The sequence below is a fragment of the Sorangium sp. So ce426 genome, from assembly GCF_051475585.1.
GTDB classification, from domain to species: domain Bacteria; phylum Myxococcota_A; class Polyangia; order Polyangiales; family Polyangiaceae; genus Sorangium; species Sorangium cellulosum_B.
Map to the genome: position 1 here is coordinate 5488944 of NZ_CP150341.1, position 20119 is coordinate 5509062.

20 protein-coding genes are annotated in these 20119 nt (G+C 69.6%); 18 read left to right on the top strand and 2 right to left on the bottom strand.

What is annotated here, in order from left to right:
* Positions 1-74 precede the first annotated feature (74 nt).
* The 5 genes from WMF44_RS20365 to WMF44_RS20385 all read left to right on the top strand — a co-directional run bounded on the left by WMF44_RS20365 (position 75) and on the right by WMF44_RS20385 (position 4206).
* Positions 75-821 (top strand): nucleotidyltransferase family protein, encoded by a 747-nt coding sequence (locus tag WMF44_RS20365; RefSeq protein ID WP_437300782.1) that lies wholly within the window; start codon positions 75-77, stop codon positions 819-821.
* Positions 818-1813 (top strand): GHMP family kinase ATP-binding protein, encoded by a 996-nt coding sequence (locus WMF44_RS20370; RefSeq protein WP_012236376.1) that lies wholly within the window; start codon positions 818-820, stop codon positions 1811-1813. The genes WMF44_RS20365 and WMF44_RS20370 overlap by 4 nt, the downstream gene beginning before the upstream one ends.
* 63 nt (positions 1814-1876) lie before the next feature.
* Complete coding sequence (locus WMF44_RS20375; protein WP_437300783.1) at positions 1877-2497, top strand: D-sedoheptulose-7-phosphate isomerase; 621 nt, start codon at positions 1877-1879, stop codon at positions 2495-2497.
* 7 nt (positions 2498-2504) lie between these two features.
* Positions 2505-3116, top strand: coding sequence for a D-glycero-alpha-D-manno-heptose-1,7-bisphosphate 7-phosphatase (locus tag WMF44_RS20380; RefSeq protein WP_437300784.1), 612 nt, complete (start codon positions 2505-2507; stop codon positions 3114-3116).
* 88 nt (positions 3117-3204) lie between these two features.
* Positions 3205-4206 (top strand): AAA family ATPase, encoded by a 1002-nt coding sequence (locus tag WMF44_RS20385; protein WP_437300785.1) that lies wholly within the window; start codon positions 3205-3207, stop codon positions 4204-4206.
* Here the strand turns inward: WMF44_RS20385 and dnaE are convergent.
* The gene (gene dnaE, locus WMF44_RS20390) at positions 4199-7837 is read right to left on the bottom strand and encodes a DNA polymerase III subunit alpha (protein WP_437300786.1); all 3639 of its coding nucleotides are present in this window, start codon (positions 7835-7837) and stop codon (positions 4199-4201) included. The genes WMF44_RS20385 and dnaE overlap by 8 nt on opposite strands.
* A gap of 253 nt (positions 7838-8090) precedes the next feature.
* On the opposite strand from dnaE, the gene WMF44_RS20395 reads away from it, so the two are divergent.
* From WMF44_RS20395 to WMF44_RS20420, 6 genes are all read left to right on the top strand, one after another.
* Complete coding sequence (locus tag WMF44_RS20395; RefSeq protein WP_437300787.1) at positions 8091-9164, top strand: hypothetical protein; 1074 nt, start codon at positions 8091-8093, stop codon at positions 9162-9164.
* Between the two features lie 466 nt (positions 9165-9630).
* Positions 9631-10254 carry an OmpA family protein gene (locus WMF44_RS20400; RefSeq protein ID WP_437300788.1) on the top strand — a complete coding sequence of 208 codons (624 nt, stop codon included), beginning with the start codon at positions 9631-9633 and terminating at the stop codon, positions 10252-10254.
* Between the two features lie 200 nt (positions 10255-10454).
* Positions 10455-10904, top strand: a complete 450-nt coding sequence (locus WMF44_RS20405) for a c-type cytochrome (RefSeq protein WP_437300789.1) — start codon at positions 10455-10457, stop codon at positions 10902-10904.
* A 6-nt stretch (positions 10905-10910) separates the two neighbouring features.
* Positions 10911-11354 (top strand): hypothetical protein, encoded by a 444-nt coding sequence (locus WMF44_RS20410; RefSeq protein WP_437300790.1) that lies wholly within the window; start codon positions 10911-10913, stop codon positions 11352-11354.
* Between the two features lie 507 nt (positions 11355-11861).
* Positions 11862-12041, top strand: coding sequence for a hypothetical protein (locus tag WMF44_RS20415; RefSeq protein WP_012236385.1), 180 nt, complete (start codon positions 11862-11864; stop codon positions 12039-12041).
* A 93-nt stretch (positions 12042-12134) separates the two neighbouring features.
* Positions 12135-13226 carry a TIGR04552 family protein gene (locus WMF44_RS20420; RefSeq protein ID WP_437300791.1) on the top strand — a complete coding sequence of 364 codons (1092 nt, stop codon included), beginning with the start codon at positions 12135-12137 and terminating at the stop codon, positions 13224-13226.
* Between the two features lie 250 nt (positions 13227-13476).
* Here the strand turns inward: WMF44_RS20420 and WMF44_RS20425 are convergent, their stop codons facing one another.
* Positions 13477-14217, bottom strand: a complete 741-nt coding sequence (locus WMF44_RS20425; protein WP_231864933.1) for a Crp/Fnr family transcriptional regulator — start codon at positions 14215-14217, stop codon at positions 13477-13479.
* A 233-nt stretch (positions 14218-14450) separates the two neighbouring features.
* On the opposite strand from WMF44_RS20425, the gene WMF44_RS20430 reads away from it, so the two are divergent.
* The 7 genes from WMF44_RS20430 (at position 14451) to WMF44_RS20460 (ending at position 20095) form a co-directional block, all read left to right on the top strand.
* Positions 14451-14963, top strand: a complete 513-nt coding sequence (locus WMF44_RS20430) for a DUF507 family protein (protein WP_012236388.1) — start codon at positions 14451-14453, stop codon at positions 14961-14963.
* A gap of 207 nt (positions 14964-15170) precedes the next feature.
* Positions 15171-15488, top strand: coding sequence for a hypothetical protein (locus WMF44_RS20435; RefSeq protein WP_012236389.1), 318 nt, complete (start codon positions 15171-15173; stop codon positions 15486-15488).
* A gap of 23 nt (positions 15489-15511) precedes the next feature.
* Positions 15512-16558, top strand: a complete 1047-nt coding sequence (locus tag WMF44_RS20440; RefSeq protein WP_437300792.1) for an SDR family oxidoreductase — start codon at positions 15512-15514, stop codon at positions 16556-16558.
* A gap of 27 nt (positions 16559-16585) precedes the next feature.
* A complete protein-coding gene (locus WMF44_RS20445; protein ID WP_437301583.1) occupies positions 16586-17455 on the top strand; it encodes a YicC/YloC family endoribonuclease in 870 nt (289 codons plus the stop codon).
* A gap of 9 nt (positions 17456-17464) precedes the next feature.
* Positions 17465-18103, top strand: coding sequence for a guanylate kinase (gmk, locus tag WMF44_RS20450; protein WP_012236392.1), 639 nt, complete (start codon positions 17465-17467; stop codon positions 18101-18103).
* Positions 18100-18981 carry an S-methyl-5'-thioadenosine phosphorylase gene (gene mtnP, locus WMF44_RS20455; protein WP_437300793.1) on the top strand — a complete coding sequence of 294 codons (882 nt, stop codon included), beginning with the start codon at positions 18100-18102 and terminating at the stop codon, positions 18979-18981. Before gmk ends, mtnP begins: the two co-directional genes overlap by 4 nt.
* 187 nt (positions 18982-19168) lie before the next feature.
* Positions 19169-20095, top strand: coding sequence for a PfkB family carbohydrate kinase (locus WMF44_RS20460; RefSeq protein WP_437300794.1), 927 nt, complete (start codon positions 19169-19171; stop codon positions 20093-20095).
* Positions 20096-20119 lie beyond the last annotated feature (24 nt).

Below are 20119 nucleotides of genomic sequence, written 5' to 3' on the forward strand. Positions count from 1 at the left end.
TTTTTCTCCGAGCCGCCTGCGGGGAGCGCTGGAGACGCCCCGAAGGCGACCGTCGTCTATGGTAGGTCCTCCCCGTGCGCGCCGACGCCTCACCTCCTCAAGCCGTGATCCTCGCCGGCGGACTCGGCACCCGGATGCGCCCCCGGACGGAGCGCACCCCGAAATTCCTGCTGCCCGTGGCCGGGCGGCCGTTCGGGGCGTGGCTCCTCGAGCGGCTCGCCGCAGCGGGCTTTGGTGAGGTGGTCCTCTGCGTGGGCCACCTCGGCGACGCCGTTCGACGGGCGATGGGCGACCGGTTCGCGGGCCTGCCGCTCCATTATGCCGACGACGGCCCCGATCTCCTGGGCACGGCCGGCGCGCTGCGCCGCGCGCTGCCCCGGCTGGCCCCCGTGTTCCTTATGACCTACGGCGACTCCTACCTCCCCTTCGACTACCTGGCCCCGCTCCGGGACCTCCGCACACACCCCGGCGCGCTCGGAACGATGGCCGTGTACCGGAACGAGGGTCGGTTCGAGGCGTCGAACGCCGCGGTCTCGGGCGACCTGGTGGTGCGTTACGAGAAGCGGCGCGCGGGCGCGCCGCCCGACCCTGCGCTCGATCACATCGATTACGGCGCCACCGCGCTCCGCCGCGAGGTCGTCGAGGCGCTGCCGGCCGACGCGCCGCTCGGCTTCGAGGTCGTGCAGCGCGACCTCGCGGCGCGCGGCCTCCTCCGGGCCTTCGCGGTCGCGGCGCGCTTCCACGAGATCGGCTCCGAGCAGGGCCTCCGCGATCTCGAGGCCGCCCTCGCGACCGCGGCCGCGACGGAGGAGCGGGGATGATCGTCTCTCGCGCCCCGGTCCGCTTCTCCCTCGGCGGCGGCGGGACCGATCTGCCCGCGTACTCCGGCCGCTTCGGCGGCTACCTCGTGTCGGCCGCCATCGACAAGTACATCTACGTGACGGCCAACAAGCGCTTCCACCGGGACATCCGCCTCGCGTACTCCAAGACCGAGATCGTCCCCTCGGTCGACGCGATCGAGCACCCGATCTTCCGGGAAGCGCTCCGGATGCTGGGAATCGAGCACTCGATCGAGCTCACGAGCGTCGCGGATCTCCCGGCGAACTCGGGCCTCGGCTCGTCGAGCTCGTTCACGGTCGCCCTCCTCAATGCCCTGCACACGTACAAGCGCGACTTCGTGTCGTCCGAGCAGCTCGCCCGCGAGGCCTGCTCCATCGAGATCGAGCGCCTCGGAGAGCCGATCGGCAAGCAGGACCAGTACATCGCCGCTTACGGCAACGTCACGGCGTTCACGTTCTCTCCGGACGGCTCGGTGCACGTCGAGCCCGTCCCCGTCCGCGACGAGGTGCTGGACGAGCTCGAGAGCAACCTGCTCATCGTGTGGAGCGGCGTCGAAAGGCCGGCCAGGATCGTGCTCTCGGAGCAGGGCCGGCGGCTGCAAGACCTGGAGCCCGCGGTGGTCGAGCGGATGCACCGCATCAAGGAGATCGGCCGCGACGTGCACCGCATCCTCGTCACGGGCAGGCTCGACGACTACGGCGAGCTCCTCCACGCCCACTGGACCCAGAAGCGTAAGCTCGCGTCCAAGATGACCGACGAAGTCCTCGACGAGATCTACGAGATCGCTCGAGGCGCGGGGGCGCTCGGCGGCAAGCTGATGGGGGCCGGCGGCGGAGGCTTCTTCATGTTCTACGTCCGGCCGGCGGAGCGGCGCCGGGTGCTGGAGGCGCTCGCCGCGAAGGGCCTGCGCGTCCTGCGCTTCCGCTTCGATCTCGACGGCGCGCGCATCGTCGCGAACCTGCACCGATCGTGAGCGGGCGCGCCGGCGCACCCCTCCCGCTGGGCATTTCAGCGGGACTCTGGCTATAGATCGGCCATGCCTCAGAGCACGCACGACTTCGTCGAAAAGTACCTCCGCGAGACGTCCGAGATCGCCCTCGCGACGAGCCCCGACGACATGGCTCGCGTCATCGAGATCCTCTTCGAGGCGTACCGGAGCGATCGCACCATCTACACGTGCGGCAACGGCGGCTCGGCGGCCAACGCGAGCCACCTCGCCTGCGACATCGCCAAGTTCACGTGGGTCGATGGCAAGCGGCGCTTCAAGTGCACCTCGCTCTGCGACAACGCGGCGCTCCTCAGCGCCCTCACCAACGACGTCGGCTTCAACCGGATCTTCCTCGAGCAGCTCGACGGCCGCATGGTCGCGGGCGACGTGCTCGTGTGCCTGAGCGTGCACGGCGGCTCGGGCGCCGATCGCGCCGGCCCATGGTCGCAGAACCTCGTCGCCGCCGCGGATTTCGCGAAGAAGACGGGGGCCAAGGTGGTCGCGCTCGTCGGCTACGACGGCGGCGCCCTGCGCCAGATGGCCGACGCCAGCGTGATCGTGCCGAGGACGCGGGCGGGCTACACGTCGACGCCGCACGTGGAGGGCTTCCACGAGGTCTACCACCACCTCATCTGCGAGCGGCTCCTCCAGCTCGTGGCCGAGAGCTGAGCGCCGCGTGGCGAGGCGCGGGATCCTGCTCGACCGCGACGGCACGCTCATCGACGTGGTGCGCGATCACGAGCTCGGCGTCGTCGTGACTGCGTTTCATCCGGATCAGATCCGCATTCTCCCCGGCGTGATCGAGGGCCTGCGGCGCCTCGCGGACGCGGGCTTCCTGCTGGCGATCGCGACCAACCAGCCGGGCGCGGCGAAGGGCCAGGTCCCGTGGGGGGCGATCGAGCGCACGAACCGCGCGCTCGTCGATCGGCTCAGCGAGGCCGGCGTCGCGATCGCGGCGCTCGCGGTGTGCCCGCACCACCCCGAGGGCGGGCCGGGCGGCGATCCGGCGCTCATCGGCCCGTGCGATTGCAGGAAGCCGCGGCCGGGCATGCTGACGGCGCTCGCGCGCGACCTCGATCTCGACGTGGCGGCGAGCTGGATGATCGGCGACGCGCCGAGCGACGTGGCGGCCGCGCGCGCGGCGGGCATGCGGGCGGGCCTCGTCATGGATGGGCGCCGCTGCGAGCTGTGCCCGCTCCGCGGCGAGGCCGATCTCCCCTGCCCCGATCGCGCGGCGCCGCGCATCGATCTCCTCGCCGCCGAGATCCTCGCCGGGCCGCGCGGCTAGCGGGCTCTTGTGCGCCACGCGGAGCCGCGCCGCGCCGCGACGCACCGCAACGCCCGATAGCCCGCGCGCGGCGTGCTACCGTCCCGCCGTGACGCCTCCTCCGGATCACGACGGCGGCGCGCCCGACGATCGGGGCGCCCGCGACGACACCCCGGCCACCGCGGCCGAGCTCGACGCCCGCCTCTCAGCGGCCCGCTACATCTCCGATCCGGCGACCTCGCTCGCCCTCTGGCTCGCCCTCCGGATGGCGCGGCCGCTGCTGCTCGAGGGGCCCGCCGGCGTCGGCAAGACCGATCTCGCCCGCGCCGCCGCCGAGGCGCTCGGCCGAGGGCTCATCCGGCTCCAGTGCTACGAGGGCCTCGACGAGGCGAAGGCGCTCTACGAGTGGGACTACGCGAAGCAGATGCTCTACACGCAGCTGCTGCGCGACGCCGTCGCGAAGGAGATCGCCGGCGCGGCGAGCCTCGCCGCGGCCGCGCGCGCGATCGCGGGGAGCGAGGCGTCGTTCTTCAGCGAGCACTTCCTGATCGCGCGCCCGCTCCTCGCGGCGCTGCGGAGCGCCGCGCCGGTCGTCCTGCTCATCGACGAGGTCGATCGCGCGGACCCTGAGTTCGAGGCGTTTCTGCTCGAGGTGCTCTCCGACATGCAGGTCACGATCCCCGAGCTCGGCACGATCCGCGCCGCGCACCCGCCGCTCGTCCTGCTGACGACGAACGCGACGCGCGAGATGACCGAGGCGCTGCGCCGCCGGTGCCTGCACGCGTTCCTGGACTACCCGCCTCCGTCGCGCGAGGTCGCCATCCTGAAGGTCGCCCTCCCGGGGATCGAGCCCCGCCTCGCGGCGCAGATCGTGGCGTTCGTCGGCGCCCTGCGGGCCATGGATCTGCGGAAATCTCCCGCGATCAGCGAGACGATCGACTGGGCCCGCGCGCTGCTCCTGCTCGGCAAGCGCGCGGTGACGCCGGAGCTCGCGCGCGACACGCTCGGCGTCCTGCTCAAGCACCAGAGCGACCGCGGCGACGCGGAGGCGAAGCTCGGCGCCCTCGTGCGGGCCGCCGAGCACGCGGGCGCGGACGAGCCGGCTACCTGAGCTCGGCCACCTTCTCGCCGAACAGCTTCTCGAGCCGCCCGAGCATGGCGTCGTTCGGCTCGACGCGCAGATCACGCCCCAGCGACAGCACCGCCTCTGCACCATCGTCGAGCTGGATCACGAGCTGCACCGGGCACACCCCTGGGCTCGCCCGCAGGAGCGCCCCGAGCCGATCGATGTGCTCGCGCCTGGCGCTGCGCGACTTCAGCGTGATCGCCACGCTCCGGGTCTGCGCGAGGATGGCGTCGGCGAGCGGCTGCACCTCGTCGAGGAGCAGGGTCGGCTCGCGCGGCGCGGCCTCGGCCTCCTCGGCCCCCTCGTCCACCATCGGGAAGCTGATCTTCCCCGAGATCAGGACCGGCTCCCCCCGGTTCAAGAGGTCCGCGTAGCTCTCGATCTGCTTCTCGCGCACCTTGACCTCGACCCGGCCGGTCGTGTCCTCGAGCACGAAGAACGCGATCTTGCCGCCGCCCCCCTTGAAGATGCGCTCTCGGTAGCCCTCGACCATCCCGCCGACGCGCACCCTGGCCCAGGCATCCATGCCGGCCAGCGCGCTCACCGCGGTCACGTCGAAGCGGTTCAGATCCACGCCGTACCGATCGAGCGGGTGCCCCGAGACGTAGAACCCGAGCGACTGCTTCTCCCGCGAGAGCGTCTCGCGCAGATCCCAGTCCTCGGCCGTCGGGTAATCGTCCAGCCTCACCTCGCTCTTGGACGCCACCGCCGCGAACAGGCCGATCTGCGCGCTGTTCCGCTCCTTGCTCGCGGAGCGCGAGCGCTCGAGCGCCCTGTCGATGCCGGCGAACGCCCGCGCCCGCGAGATGCCCCGCGCGTGCAGGCTCGCGTCGAACGCGCCGCACTGCACGAGCGCCTCGAACACGCCCTTGTTGACCCGCCGCGGATCGACCCGCTCGGCGAAGTCGAACAGATCCGCGAACGCGCCGCCCGCGTCCCGCGCCTCGAGGATCGCCTCGAGCGCCGACTCGCCGACGCCGCGGATCGCGCCCATTCCGAAGCGGATCTTTGGATCGTACGGGTCCCTCACCCGCGAGCCTCCGCGCCGGGTGCCGGTCACGCGCTTGCCGTTCGTCGCCGGCTTCGCGCTGTAGACGACGGTGAAGTCGGTCTTGGACTCGTTGATCTCGGGCGGGAGGATCTCGACCCCCCACGCGCGCCCCTCCGCGATGATCCGCACGACCTTCTCTATCTTGTCGCGGTCGGCCGTCATCAGCGCGCAGAGGAACTCGACCGGGTAATGCGCCTTGAGGTAGGCCGTCTGGTAGGTCAGCAGCGCGTACGCCGCCGAGTGGCTCTTGTTGAAGCCGTAGCCCGCGAAGTACTCGAGGAGCCCGAAGATGCGCTCGGCGTCCTCCGCCTTCACCCCGTTCTTGAGCGAGCCGTCGACGAACGTCGCCTTCTGCTTCGCCATCTCCTCGGGCTTCTTCTTGCCCATGGCGCGCCGGAGCAGATCGGCGCCGCCGAGCGTGTAGCCCGCGAGCTTCTGCGCGATCTGCATGACCTGCTCCTGGTAGACGATGACGCCGTACGTCGGCTGGAGGAGCTCGTCGACGAGCGGGTGCATCTTCTCGATCGGCTTGCGGCCGTGCTTGCAGTCGACGAAGTCCTTCACCATGCCGGTGCCGAGCGGCCCGGGCCGGTAGAGCGCCACGGCGGCGACGATGTCCTCGAAGGCGTCCGGCTTGAGGTCCTTGAAGAGCTGCTGCATGCCGCTCGACTCGAGCTGGAACACCCCGGTGGTCTCGCCCGACTGGAGGAGCGCGTAGGTGGCGGTGTCGTCGAGCGGCACCGTGTTCACGTCGAAGCGCTTGCCCTCCTTGCCCGCGAGGTCGGGCCGCGCGTTCACGAGCCGCACCGCGATGTCGATGACGGTGAGCGTCTTCAGCCCGAGGAAGTCGAACTTCACGAGCCCGGCCAGCTCGGCGTCGTCCTTGTAGTACTGCGTGACGAGCTGCTCGCCGTTCTTGAAGCAGGGGACGTGATCCCAGAGCGGCCCCTCGCTGATCACGACGCCGGCGGCGTGCATGCCCGCGTGCCGCGTCAGGCCCTCGAGCTTCTGCGCCTGCTTCAGGAGCTCCGCGACCGTGGGGTCGCTCTCCTTGAGGGCCTTGAGCTTCGGCTCGATCTCGAGCGCCTCGGGGATCGTGTACATGATCCCTGGGCTCTTCTGCGGGATGAGGCTCGCGATCTTCTGCGCCTCGTTCGCGGGGAACGCCATCGCCCGCGCGACGTCCTTGATCACGCTCCGCGCCTTGAGCTCGTGGAACGTCGCGATCTGCCCGACGGAGGGTTTGTCGGCCTCCTTGCTGTACTTCTTGGTGACGTAGGAGATGACCTCGTCGCGCCGATCCATGCAGAAGTCGACGTCGAAGTCGGGCATGCTCACGCGCTCCGGGTTCAGGAAGCGCTCGAACAGCAGGTTGTACGGGAGCGGATCGAGATCGGTGATCTCCATCGCGTAGGCGACGAGCGAGCCCGCGCCCGATCCGCGGCCCGGCCCGACCGGGATGCCGTGGTCCTTGGCGTACTTGATGAAGTCCCAGACGATGAGGAAGTAGCCCGGGAAGTCCATCTGGACGATGACGTCGAGCTCGATGTCGAGCCGCGCGCGGTAGGTCGCCTCGTCCACTCTCCTGCCCGTCTGCGCGATCTGGGCGAGCCGCTTCGTGAGGCCGTCGTGCGCCACGTGCCGGAAGTACGACGCCGAGTCCGAGAACCCGCTCGGCAGCGGGAACGTCGGGAGCATCGGCTTGCCGAGCTTGAGCTTCAGCGTCGAGCACCGCTCGGCGATCTCGAGCGTCGACCGCACCGCCTGCGGGTGGTCGCGGAACAGGTGCATCATCTCGTCGGCGGGCTTGAGGAACATCTCGAAGCTGCCGTGGTGCGCGGCGCTCGCCTCCGCGAACGTGCGGTTGGCCGCGATGCACGACAGGTAGAGCTGCCCCTCGCCGTCCTCGCGCGCGCCGAAGTGCGCGTCGTTGGTCGCGACGAGCGGGAGCCCCAGATCGCCCGCCGCCCGCGCCAGGATGCCGTTGAGCACCGACTGCTCGACCAGCCCGTGGTCCTGCAGCTCGACGTAGAGGCTCCCCGGCTGGAAGCAGTCCCTGAGCCGGCTGAGCGCCTCGCGCCCCTCCCCCTCGCCCTGCTCGAGGATCCGCTGGGCGACCACGCCGCCCATGCAGCCGGTCAAGCCGATGAGCCCCGCGTTGTGCTGCGCCACCATGTCGAGCCGCACGCTCGGCGCGAGCCCGCTCGCGGGATCGACGTGCCCTTGGGAGACGATGCGGACGAGGTTCTTGTAGCCCTCCTCGGACGCGGCGAGCAGCACGAGGTGATCGACGGGCGTCTCGTCCACGCCCGAGCGCGACAGCTGCCCCGCGGCCGCGCCCCAGCTGCGGGCGACGTTGACCTCGCAGCCGATGATCGCGCCGATGCCCTGGTCCTTGCAGGCCTTGTAGTGCTGAATCGCCCCGAACATGTTCCCGTGGTCGGTCAAGGCGACGGCGCGCATTCCCAGCGATTTGGCGCGCGCGGCCAGGTCCTTGACGCGCAGCGAGCCGTCGAGGAGCGAGTACTGCGAATGCACGTGGAGGTGGATGAACTCAGCGGTCACAGCAGGCTTCCAGGGGGCTTCTCATCGTGGTGGTAGTCGGGAAAGACCGGTAATCGTGGAGAATCGCGGAGAATCGCGGAGAGCGAGTTCGGGAGGCGCTGGGACAATCCACCAGCGCTCGCCGGCGGGCTCACATATAGCGCATTGCGCAGCGGGGATCGCCCTTGATGAGCCGCGCAGGCCGGCGCTAGCATGTGCGCCCGTTCGAGAGCACTTGCCTGATCCGGGGTGGGGTTTCCAGAAAGTGAGGTCGATGATGCGTCAATCCCGTATCGCCGTCGCGGTGTATTTGGCGACCGCGCTCGTGTCCGCTGCCGGTTGTGGCTCCGAGGCCACGGCGCCTGTCGTTCAAGACGTCGACCTCGGTCAGCCACCCGCGCCGGGGCCGGAGCAGGCGGGGGATGGCGAGGGCGTCGCGTTCGCGATCGACCGGCTCTTCCTCGGCGATACCGATCGCGACGGGAAGAAGGTGGCCGGCAGCTGGAAGCAGTACGGGTTCAACCTCGACGGCAAGATGTCCAGCACCGTATCACAGGACCTGTGCAAGCCGGTGGATGACACCGCCCCTTCGGAGGTCTATCCGGACGGCGCCGACGGGATCGACAACGCCTTTGGCAGCAAGCTCGTCGGCCTCATCTCCAACCTCCTGACCGAGCCGTCGACCCGGGTCAGCGACGCCATCGGCAACGGCGATTTCACGGTGATCTTGAAGGTCGACGGGCTCGGCGAGCGGTCGTCCTACAACCCCCTCACCGCGAAGCTCTACGGCGGCGCCACGCTGGGCGCGGCGCCCGCCTGGGATGGCGCAGACCGGTGGCCTGTCGTACCGGAGCTCCTCGACGACGCTCAGGACGTCGAGAGCTCCAAGGTGGTGTTCCCGGCCAGCTACGTCGTCGACGACACATGGGTTTCGGGCCCGGATTCACAGGTCACGTTCCAGCTGAACCTGACGGTCTCGGACGCCATCATCGGCCTCACGATCCGCAACGTGAGGATCGCGATGGAGCTCGCGCCCGATCACAGATCGGTGGTCAAAGGGACCATCGCGGGCGTGCTCGAGACGGCTGTCCTCGTCGAGGAGCTCCGCGGCGTCATCGGCGCCGTACAGCCGAATTTCTGCGAAAGCGCCGCGCTGGAGACGATCCTCGACCAGGTCCGCCGCGCCTCGGACATCATGAAGGATGGCAGCCAGGACCCGAGCAAGGAGTGCGACGCAATCTCCATCGGCATCGGGTTCACCGCGAAGACGGTCCAGCTGGGCGAGATCGCGCCGCCTGCCGAGACGACCGGCGTGCCGTGCCAGCCGGCGCCCGCTGACGAAGGCTGATCGCCGCGCGACTCCCATCCACCGGCGGCCGCCGCGTCGCGCACGCCTCCTTGGCTCCGCGGGCACCTCCCGGGTGCCCGCGCCCGCCGGAATCCCCACAGCCTGCGACGTGCAGCCTGCTCCGCTGGCTCCGACCACCCGCGAAGATCGTGCTCGCGCTTGAGCCGTCGCGCCCCCCGCGAGCGTCTCAAGGAGCGACCCCACCCGTCCAGGGTACGCGCTGAGGCAAGGGAGGTCTTGCCAGCGCGCTCTCTCGGTCCGCCCGCTGGTGGGCGGGCCGCGAGGCGCCCTCTTCCTGGTTTCGTTCGTCCTGACTTTTCGCTAGAAGTCGGCATCGCTTCGAGCGTCCACCACGCAAGTACCCGATGGCGGTGAAGATTCATGGCGAGCCGCCGTCCAAGGGCGTCCGCCCGGCGGGTCGCCGATGCGAGCTCTGGCTCGTGCCCCTCAGAGGAGAACAAGGTCCATGCGTAGATACGTCGCTTCCGTTCTGTGCGCCGTGATGATGATTGGCGCTGCCGCCGCGACGGCGGGTTGCACGGCCAGCGCCTCGTTCAACGCCGGCAAGGAGCCGGTGGCCGAGCCCCCGCCCCCGCCCCCGCCGGAGCCGAAGCCCGAGCCGAAGGAGGAGAAGAAGCCCCGCCCGCGCTTCAAGCTGACGTTCAAGCTCAAGGGCAACGAGGTCTCTCTCCCCGGCCCGGTGGTCTTCGAGACGAACAGCGACAAGCTCCTGCCCGAGAGCGACGAGGTCCTCAACCTCGTCGACGAGTTCCTGAAGCAGCGGGAGGACGTCAGCCTGCTCCGCGTCGAGGGCCATACCGACTCGGACGGTGAGGACGCCGCGAACCAGACGCTGTCCGAGAAGCGCGCGATGGCGGTCGCTCGCTGGCTCGTCGCGAAGGGGAACGACTGCAAGCGCTTCATCGCCGTCGGGTTCGGCGAGACCAAGCCGGTCGCCGACAACAACACGCCCGAGGGCAAGGCCCAGAACCGCCGCACCGGGTTCTTCATCGCGGCCATCAAGGGCAAGGCGGTCGACAAGCAGCCCGTGGACGGCGGCGGCAAGGTCGCCGGCGACGCCTGCAAGTGACGCCGCTGCGCCCGGGCGCGCTTCGTGCCGCGCGCCGCGCTCACCGCGGGCCCGGGCACGTCGGGGCGCTCCCCTTCTGCTGACAGCGGCGCCGGTGGCCGGTGCCGCTGCGTTCTCCGCGCGCCGGCGGCCGACGCCGCCCTGCGATCCTTCTTTTCTTGCCTCCCCCACCAGCTTCACTATCGGTACGTCTCCACGACATGCGGAGACGTCACGACAGGTCCCTGGGTCGCCTCCTTTCCATCGCCCTCCTCGCGGTCGGCCTCTCCGGCTGCACCTCCGGGGCGGGCGACGTCCGCCCGTGGACGCGGGACGACCACGATCCGCCGAACCCCGGCGAGGGGCAGGGCCAGGGCGGCAAGGTAGCCGCTCGGCCGGTCGCGTCCGATGAGACCGATCCAGGGCTGATCGAGCTCGCCTGGCAGCGAAATTGCTCCACCTGCCACGGCAGGGCCGGGCGCGGCGACGGCCCGCAAGGCCCGATGGTCCGCGCCCCGGACCTCACCGACGCGGCATGGCAGGATCGGGTGACCGACGCCCAGATGGCCGACACGATCAGGAAGGGCAAGAACAAGATGCCCGCCTTCGACCTGCCGCAGCCGGTGATCGAGGGCCTCGTGAAGCGCGTCCGCACCAACCGAGCGCGCTGAAGCTCGATGAGCGCGACCCCGCAGCACGATTTCGATGAGGCGCCGGAGGAGACGCCGGCGGAGCCGGAGGGCCGGCCGCCGTGGGTCCGGCGTCTCGCGCCAGCGATCCTCCTGCTGGGTGCGCTGGTTGCGGGGAGCATCCTCTTCAAGCGCCTGCCCGAAGAGCGGGAGGTCGAGCTGCGGCTCGACGACGCAGCGACTGTCGTGCAGCTCGACGTGACGTGGACGGATTCTTCTTCGGGCGACCGTGCGGACGACACGGCGACGGTCATCGACAGCTCATGGCGCTTCGCCGAGGGCACGGCCCCACGGGCTGTCCTCACGAAGGTGTCGCTCCCGGACGGCCTCTACCAGGTGGAGATCACGGTCGGCAGGAAGGGCGGGCGCGACGTGACGAGCCGGGCCGTCACGCTCGCGGACGAGTCCCGGATCACGCTGTTCGTGCGTTGAACGGCGCCCCGCGCGTTCCCGCCGGCCTCGCGGAGCGCGCTTCGGCCGGCGCTCCTGGAGCGAGCCCGACAGCATCCGGATGCGCCGGAGCCCCGCCGCCGTGAGTTGCCGCCGCCCGGCGCACGAGACCGTTGACGCCCGGAAACCGACAAGCAAGGCACCGCCGTGAGTTGGACGCGTGTCTCTGAGGTACCACCTCGCGTCCAGCAAGCCGCACGCAGCCCTTGATGAAAGGCCTTCACTCTTAATTATAAATCATTGTTATTGTTGACATTTTCTTGCTTCCAGTGGCAACGTTTCGGGTGGGAATGGAATGTGAGAACGAATTCCCTTGATGCGTTCCCCCCGAAACCGCTACTTCTTGGCCCGCGGAAGCAGGGCGTGGCACCTTATCCTACAACCACTTACACGCTCTGACTGGGACGACCGTGGTGCATCGTGGTGCCCCCCCGGAGGGAGCGACCATGCGGCCTGTACAGTGCCGCTGGAGGCGGAGAAGGAGAACCGATGAGGATCACCCCGTGGTATCTGGCTGCGCTCGCCCCGTTCGCCGCCATTGGTTGCAGTGGCGCGTACCTCGGTCACGCCGCTGTCGTCGCATTGACGATCGGCATCTTCCTCGGGACCCTTTCGCTCGGCCGCACCCCGAGCTCGAGCCCCGCCCCGCCGAACGCCCCTGTCTCCTGACTTTCTCGCCCAGCTGCCGCCTGCTGCACCTCGACGCGAGGGTTTCCCGAGCGCGCGACAGCGCTGGCGCTTACGCTCGGGGAGCGTGAGGTCATGACGCAAGACGCCTCGGTCGGCCGGCTCAAGCGGCTTGAAGATTTCACGCTCATGGACCTGGAGTCCGTGCACCTCATCCTGCGCGGCGACTCGGTCATCGACTGGAGGAGGCTCAACCTGCAGGGCGAGCAGGCGGCGCGGGATCTCTTGCTGGCGCAGGAGTTCCGCCCGGACGAGCCGGGGGATCGCGCCCACCTCGAGAGCGTCAAGAACGAGGCGATCGCGTACCTGCGCCGCCATTTCGAGTTCCCGATCCCGAGCCCGGTCGCCCGGGCCTCGGTCGAGGAGATCCTGCTGCTCGCCTCGGCCAAGGGCCACCGCCAGCTCTGCGCCTGCACGATCCTCAAGGCGATGCACATCATCCATCACCTGGCCGGGCGCGAGCTCCTCTTCTCGATCCCCATGTCGGACCAGGACGTCTTCCACCTCGTCGAGGAGAAGGTGTACCGGGTGATCGGCGGCATGCTCGCGGCGGGCTTCCCGATCACCGAGTTCATCGGCGGGCGGAAGAACAAGGACTCGCTCTACACGAAGCTCCTGTCGAAGACCGACACGACCGCGGCGGCCATCTACGACAAGCTCCGCTTCCGCATCGTCTGCCGCACCGTGGACGATCTGCTGCCGGTGCTCCTGTACCTGTCCGAGCGGCTGTTCCCGTTCAATTACGTCGTGCCAGGCGAGAGCACCAACACGATCCTGCGGTTCCGGAGCTACTGCGAGACGCGGCCCTTCCTTCAGCCGATGCTCGACGCGTTGCAGACCGACGTCGACGACGGGCTCACGGCAGGCGACAACAGCTTCAGCGATCGGAGCTACCGCGTGATCCACTTCGTCGTCGATCTGCCGGTGCGGCTCCCCGCCGAGATCCTCGACATGGCGCCGCCCGCGGCCTGGGCGCTCGGGCCGATCATCTTCGTCCTGTGCGAGTTCCAGCTGATCGACCGCGAGACCGAGGCGGCGAACGAGGTCGGCGAGGCGAGCCACGCCAGGTACAAGGAACGGCAGAAGCAGGCCGTCATGCGCAGGCTCAAGCTCGGGGTCCGCTCCACCCGCGACCCGGCGAGCGGCGGACCCAAGCGAGATCGCTAGGCGCCGCGCTCGGCGCGAGTCGCCGTCCAGACGCCGTAACCGAGTGGGCAGACCGGAGAGATCCGCGAGACATCGGGGGTGGGTCCCCGGAGAGCGGCACGCGTGAGCAGGGCGGCGAACACCGCTGCGACGCCGGGAGCAGTCGGGCTATCGGAGCAGAGGCCGCCGAGCGAACAGCATGGACGGTGACCGACGGCGCTCGATCGAGGAGGCCTGCCAGCCCCTCAATGACACCGCCGGACGAGCGGGCTCAGATGCGGCCCTTCAGCGCGTCGCGATCGAGGACGACGATCCGGCGGCGATCGATCTCGATCACCCCCTTGCGACGGAGATCGCCCAGGGTGAGCGTGACGGTCTCGCGCGTGGAGCCGATCATGCTCGCCATCTCCTGATGGGTGAACGGCGCGGAGATGAGCACCCCGCGCGGATCGGGGATGCCCCAGCGCGTCGCGGCCTTGAGCAGGAACTCACAGAGGCGGGCCTCCACGTTGCGGAAGAGCATGGACGCCAGGCGCTCCTCGGTGTCCGTGTGCCGCTCGACCAGCGTGGTCACGATGGCGGCGGCGAAGTTGGCGTCGGTCGCCATCAGGTTGCGCACCGTCGCGAGGGGGACGAGGAGCGCCTCGACGTCCTCCGTGGCGATCGCGCTCTCCCGGTGGGCCGTGACACCCCCGAGCGCAGCCTCGCCTAGCACGTCGCCGGCCCCTCTGTAGCCGAGCGACAGGCTGCGCCCGTCGCTCATCCCACGCACCAGCCGGACTCGGCCGAGGCTGAGCATGGCAAGCGCGGTCGCTGCGTCGCCCTGCGTCACGAGGTGACGCCCTTTCGCGACGCGTTGGATCGTCCCTCCGTCCGCCAGCGCCGACTGCGTGGCCGGGGAGGCCGCGTTGCCGATCGCGCCGCGCCGGACAACCCGCCGTTTGCGGGAGTCCAGGTCGAGTCCACCGTCGTTCCCGAGCGCGCCAGGCTGCACCCTGACGCTCCGTGCCATCGCATCCTTACCCATCATCATCGCGGCTGCTCCTGCGGTTTGCGGTGTCGCGGTCCTACTGTTCCGGGGGGCCCCCACCGGCTGGGGGGGGCCCGACTTGTGCCGGAACCTCCCACTTGCGTTGACATCCTGGATACCCGGCCCGTACCTTTCGGTTCGAGCCGGGCACGCCCCGTGAATGAACCCCTGCACGGGGGAGCCAGTTCGACCGCTCCTCCAGCTACGGACGTTGGATGCGCCTCTTTAGCGGCAAAATTACTCCCCTCACAGAAGAACTCGTCCGCGCGCTCGTGGACAACCGCGATATCGAGTGCGAATCGAAGAAAGAGGTCGCGCTCGACGTCGAGTCGGTCTTCACGAGCTACCTGCACGCAGAGCGGGAAGCGACCGAGCGGGCGAAAGAGATCCTCCAGGCACGCGGACTGCCTCAGGGCGAGTTCAACCGGGTCAAGCGCCTGGCCGCGGAGCAGAAAGGAATCAAGACCGGCGAGGAAACCATGGATTATCTCCTCGACCAGCTGCTCGAGATGCTGATGCACTCGAACAACGTCGAGGAGGTGTTCGTCGAGGACCACGACCTGCGCCGCCGGATAAGGCCCATCCTTCGAAAGTACCTCGAGATGGACGAGGCGCTCGACACCGAGGTGCGCGGCAAGCTCCGCCACGTGCAGGAGGGCTCCCGCACCTGGGAAATCGAATACCAGCGGGTCATGGGCGAGATCCAGCGGCGCAAGGGGCTGCTGTAATCGCCGCCGCCAGGCAGGCGGGCTCTCCGCCGAGCAAGCGAACCGCCTGCGGCGTTTGCCGGTCCACGAGACGCCGTCCGCCCATGGCCTCGGTGCCCGATCCGCAGGGAGTTCGCCTGTAGGATAAGCGCGCACCACCTGCGACCATACCCGAGGCGGAGCGTTCCTTCTGCCAGATCGGGCTTCGTCGTGGTACCGGAGGACATCATGAGCTGGATTCCGAAGGTCGAGGCGAAGCGCCACTTCTGTCATAAATGCAAGAACGAGCTCATCTTCGAGGTGAAGCTCCAGCGCGCGGACACCTGTCCCCACTGCGGTGTCGACCTCCACTGCTGCAGGAACTGCGAGAACTGGGACCCGGCCGCGCACAACCAGTGCAAGGAGCACATCGCCGAGTACATCCCGGATCGGGAGAGAGCGAATTATTGTACTTTCTTCACGTTCAAGAACGGCGTACCGGAAGACAACTCGAAGCGCATCGCGGATTCTCGCTCCAAGCTCGACAACCTTTTCAAGAAGAAGTAGGCGCCCGCTGGGGGAGCACGCACATGTCCACGCCTCGCTACTTGATCACCGGCGGTGCCGGGTTCATCGGAAGCAACCTCGTCGCGGCGCTGACCGCCGCCGGCGAGCGGGTCCGCGTCCTCGATAACCTCGCGACCGGCCGATGGGAGAACCTCGACGGGCTCCCCCACCAGTCGCTGATCGAGCGCATCACGGGGGACATCCGGGACGCGGCGGCGGTCGCGACGGCGGCCAAGGGGGTCGAGGTCATCCTCCACCAGGCCGCGCTCGGCTCGGTCCCGCGCAGCGTCGAGTCGCCCATCGAGTCGAACGCCGTCAACGTCGGCGGCACGGTCACGGTGCTCGACGTGGCGCGCCGCCAGGGCGTGCGCCGGGTGCTCTTCGCCGCGTCGTCCAGCGCGTACGGCGAGACGCCCGTCCTCCCGAAGCACGAGGGCATGGAGCCGATGCCGCTGTCGCCCTACGCGGTCACGAAGCTCGCCTGCGAGCACTACATGAAGGTCTTCGCGGGCATCTACGGCATCGAGACCCTGAGCTTGCGTTACTTCAACGTCTTCGGGCCGAACCAGACGCCGGACGGCGCCTACGCGGCGGCGATCCCGCGGTTCGTCGACGCCGCCCTGCAGAGCCGGCCGATCCCGATCTTCGGCGACGGCGAGCAGACGCGCGACTTCTGCTTCATCGAGAACACCGTGCTCGCGAACCTCCTCGGCGCGACGTCGTCGAAGAAGTTCAAGGGTGAGGTCATCAACATCGCCGGCGGACGCAGGATCGGGCTGAATGAGCTCTGCAAGGAGATCTCGCGGGCCCTCGGGCGGGACGTCGCGGTCGAGCACCTCCCCGCCCGCGCCGGGGACATCCGCCACTCGCTCGCCGACATCTCGCGCGCGGCCGAGCTCATCGGGTACGAGCCCCGCGTGCGCTGGGAGGACGGCATCGTCCCCACGGTCACGTACCTGCGGACGCTCCGTGAGAAGGGCCCCGCGGCCGCGTCGGCCACGGTGACCTGTGGCAAGGTCCCGCTGCCCAAGGCCCAAGGGGCCTCGGACAGCGGACAAAAGGCGAGCTAGGTAGAGCGGGGGCGGCTCGTGCGGAGCATGACCGGCTTCGGGCTCGGTGACGCTTCGCTCACCGATGGGCGCGTCGTCGCCGAGATCCGCTCGGTGAACCAGCGCTTCCTCGACGTGCGCGCGCGGCTCCCGCGCGAGCTCGTCGATCTGACGATGTTCGCCGAGCAGGTGGCGCGCGAGCGCCTGCGGCGGGGGCGCATCGAGATCATCGTGCGCACCGAGGGCGCGGTGCTGGCCCCGAGCACGCTCGACAAATCGAAGGCGCGCGCGGCGTTCCGCGACCTGGCGGAGCTCCGCGACGAGCTCGCGCCGGGCGCCGACGTGCCGCTCTCGCTGCTCTGCGCCGTGCCGGACCTCTTCGCGCCCGCCGGCGGCCACGAGATCGCGGCCGTCCGCGCGGCGCTCAAGCTGGCCATCGAGCGCGCGATCGACGCGATGGAGGGCATGTGCCTGCGCGAAGGCGAGGCGCTCGCCAGCGACATGCGCGGGCGGGTGGCCACGTTGCGCGCGCTCGCGTCCGAGGTCGTCGCGCGCGCGGACGAGGCGCGCGAGGCGCTCAGGCGCCGCCTGCGCGAGCGGGTCGAGCGCCTGCTCCAGGGGGTCGAGGCCGGCTTCGAGGCGACGCGGATCGAGGCCGAGGTGATGCTGCTCGCCGAGCGCAGCGACATCACCGAGGAGGTCACCCGCCTCCGGAGCCACCTCGACCAGTTCGGCGGCGCGCTCGCGGCCCCGAGCGGCGACCCTTGCGGAAGGAGGCTCGACTTTCTGCTTCAGGAGATGGTACGCGAGGCGAACACGCTGGGCTCCAAGGCGCAGGACGCCGCCATCTCCCATCACGTCGTGGCGATGAAGGTGGAGCTCGAACGCCTGCGGGAGCAGGTCCAGAACATCGAGTGACAGGAGAGCATGTCGACCGAAGCACTCAGTGACGACTTCCTCCTCCTCATCGTGTCGTCCCCGTCCGGCGCGGGGAAGACGACGCTCTGCGGGAGGCTGCGCAGCGAGTTCCCCGACCTGCGCTTCTCGGTCTCCCACACGACCCGGCGCCCACGCCCGAACGAGGTCGACGGCCGGGAGTACCACTTCGTCGACCCGAACACGTTCGAGCAGATGATCCGCATCGGCGCGTTCGCCGAGTGGGCCAGGGTGCACGATCACCTCTACGGCACGAGCCTGAAGGAGATCGAGATCGCCCGCGCCACCGCGCGCGGCGTGCTCTTCGACATCGACCACCAGGGCGCGCGGCAGATCAAGGCGAGCCTGCCCGAGGCGGTCGCCGTGTTCATCCTCCCCCCGTCGCTCGCCGAGCTCGAGCGGCGCCTGCGCGGGCGCGGCACCGAGGACGAGCCCACGACGCTCCGCCGCCTCCGCAACGCGAAGGGCGAGATCGAGCATTACGGCTTCTTCGACTACGTGATCGTGAACGACGAGATCAACCGCGCCTACGAGCAGCTGCGGTCGCTCGTCTTCGCCGAGCGGTGCCGCCGCCAGCGGCGCGCGGCCCTCTGCGAGCGGCTGCTCTCGGAGCGGAGGTTCGAGCGATGAGCGCGACGCGCGACGTGCTCGCGATCATCGGCGGCAGCGGCGTCTACGAGATGGGGTGGCTGGAGGACGTCGAGGAGGTCTCGGTCTCCACCCCCTTCGGGCTGCCGAGCGACGTGGTGCTGCGCGGGCAGGTCAAGGGCGGCGACGCGACGGTGCTCTTCCTGCCGCGCCACGGCCGCGGGCACCGCTTCTCGCCGTCGACGATCAACTACCGCGCGAACATCTGCGCGCTGAAGATGCTCGGCGCCACGCACGTGCTCAGCGTGAGCGCCGTCGGCTCCCTGCGCGAGGACATCGTGCCTGGCGACCTCGTCGTCGTCGACCAGTTCATCGATTTCACGAAGCGGCGGATCTCGACGTTCTTCGACGAGGGCCTCGTCGCCCATGTGCCGTTCGCCGATCCGGTGTGCCCGATCCTGGCGAGCGCCGTCCACGACGCGGCGCTCGCCACAGGCGCGCGCGTCCACCGCGGCGGCACCTATGTCTGCATCGAGGGCCCTCAGTTCTCGACGCGGGCCGAAAGCCGCATGTTCCGTACGTTCGGCGCGCATGTCATCGGGATGACCAACTTGCCCGAGGCGAAGCTCGCTCGCGAGGCGGAGCTCCCCTACGCCACGCTCGCGCTCACCACCGACTTCGATTGCTGGCACGTCAGCGAGGAGGCGGTGAGCGTCGAGGCGGTCATCGCCGTGCTCAACCGCAATATCGGGTATGCGCGGGACGTCGCGAAGTCCCTTGCCCGCAAGCTCCCCGACGTGTCGCAGAGCCCGGCCCGTAACGCGCTGGAGAAGTGCATCATGACCGCGACCGGCGCGTCATCGCCCGACGCAGAGGCGCGGCTCGAGTGGCTCATCGGCCCTCGGCGCAAGGCCGACTGAGCTGACCTCAGCGCCCCTCGGAGCTGCACCTGCTCCTCCGCGCAGCGGGTCGGAGGGGGCGCGAGGGGGGGCGCGAGGGGAAAGGCGGGCTCTGCTGGCCTCGGGTGCTCCCGCGGCGCAGCGGCGCTGTCGCAGAAACGAAACGCGCGGCTAGCGGCTACGCACAAACCTGGCTAAGAGGCGTCCTGTGACGACCTCATCCGCGATCCTCATCATCGGCTCGATGGCGTTCGACGACCTCGAGCTCCCCTCCGGCAACGAAAGAGACGTCGTCGGTGGCTCGGCCACCTACTCGGCGTTCGCTGCCTCGTGCTTCGCTCCGGTGCGCACCGTGGCCGTGGTGGGCGATGATTTCCCCGAAGAGACCCTCGCGGCGATGCGATCCCGAGGGATCTCGATCGAGGGCGTCGAGCGCGCTCCAGGGAAGACGTTCCGCTGGGCCGGGCGCTACGACGTGGATCTCATCCATCGCACGACGCTGGACACGCAGCTCAACGTGTTCGCGTCGTTCGCGCCGAAGCTGCCGGAGACCTACCGCGACACGCCCTTCCTGCTGCTCGGCAACATCCATCCCGCGCTCCAGCTCGACGTCCTCGAGCAGGTCCGCGCGCCGCGCTTCGTCCTCGCCGACACGATGAATTTCTGGATCGAGGGGGAGCCGAAGGCGGTCGCGGCGATGCTGCGCCGCATCGACACGCTCGTGGTCAACGACGAGGAGGCGCGCCAGCTCTCGGGCAAGTACAACATCCGCCGCGCGGCGAAGGAGATCCTGTCCCGCGGTCCGCGCCGGCTGATCATCAAGCGTGGCGAGCACGGCGCGCTGCTCTTCGACGAGGAGGGCGTGTTCGCCGCGCCCGGCTTCCCGCTCGAGGACGTCATCGACCCCACGGGCGCCGGCGATGCCTTTGCCGGCGGGCTCATCGGTTACCTGGCGTGCCAGCCGGAGATCACGCCGCTCGCGCTCCGGCGCGGCATGCTCCATGCGACGGCGACGGCGTCGTTCTGCGTCGAAGCGGTCGGCACGCGGCGGATCGCGACGGTGACTCGAGCCGACATCGCGGCGCGACTGACCGAGATCCGGGCGCTGTACGAGTTCGGCGCAAGCACCATGTGAAGCCCGCCCGGGGGCGGCGCGGGC

Coding starts and splice junctions, on each gene's coding strand:
- WMF44_RS20370 (WP_012236376.1), top strand. CDS start 818: ATGATCGTCTCTCGCGCCCCGGTCCGCTTCTCCCTCGGCGGCGGCGGG.
- WMF44_RS20375 (WP_437300783.1), top strand. CDS start 1,877: ATGCCTCAGAGCACGCACGACTTCGTCGAAAAGTACCTCCGCGAGACG.
- WMF44_RS20395 (WP_437300787.1), top strand. CDS start 8,091: ATGATGCGTCAATCCCGTATCGCCGTCGCGGTGTATTTGGCGACCGCG.
- WMF44_RS20400 (WP_437300788.1), top strand. CDS start 9,631: ATGCGTAGATACGTCGCTTCCGTTCTGTGCGCCGTGATGATGATTGGC.
- WMF44_RS20405 (WP_437300789.1), top strand. CDS start 10,455: ATGCGGAGACGTCACGACAGGTCCCTGGGTCGCCTCCTTTCCATCGCC.
- WMF44_RS20410 (WP_437300790.1), top strand. CDS start 10,911: ATGAGCGCGACCCCGCAGCACGATTTCGATGAGGCGCCGGAGGAGACG.
- WMF44_RS20415 (WP_012236385.1), top strand. CDS start 11,862: ATGAGGATCACCCCGTGGTATCTGGCTGCGCTCGCCCCGTTCGCCGCC.
- WMF44_RS20420 (WP_437300791.1), top strand. CDS start 12,135: ATGACGCAAGACGCCTCGGTCGGCCGGCTCAAGCGGCTTGAAGATTTC.
- WMF44_RS20425 (WP_231864933.1), bottom strand. CDS start 14,217: ATGGCACGGAGCGTCAGGGTGCAGCCTGGCGCGCTCGGGAACGACGGT.
- WMF44_RS20430 (WP_012236388.1), top strand. CDS start 14,451: ATGCGCCTCTTTAGCGGCAAAATTACTCCCCTCACAGAAGAACTCGTC.
- WMF44_RS20435 (WP_012236389.1), top strand. CDS start 15,171: ATGAGCTGGATTCCGAAGGTCGAGGCGAAGCGCCACTTCTGTCATAAA.
- WMF44_RS20440 (WP_437300792.1), top strand. CDS start 15,512: ATGTCCACGCCTCGCTACTTGATCACCGGCGGTGCCGGGTTCATCGGA.
- WMF44_RS20445 (WP_437301583.1), top strand. CDS start 16,586: ATGACCGGCTTCGGGCTCGGTGACGCTTCGCTCACCGATGGGCGCGTC.
- gmk (WP_012236392.1), top strand. CDS start 17,465: ATGTCGACCGAAGCACTCAGTGACGACTTCCTCCTCCTCATCGTGTCG.
- mtnP (WP_437300793.1), top strand. CDS start 18,100: ATGAGCGCGACGCGCGACGTGCTCGCGATCATCGGCGGCAGCGGCGTC.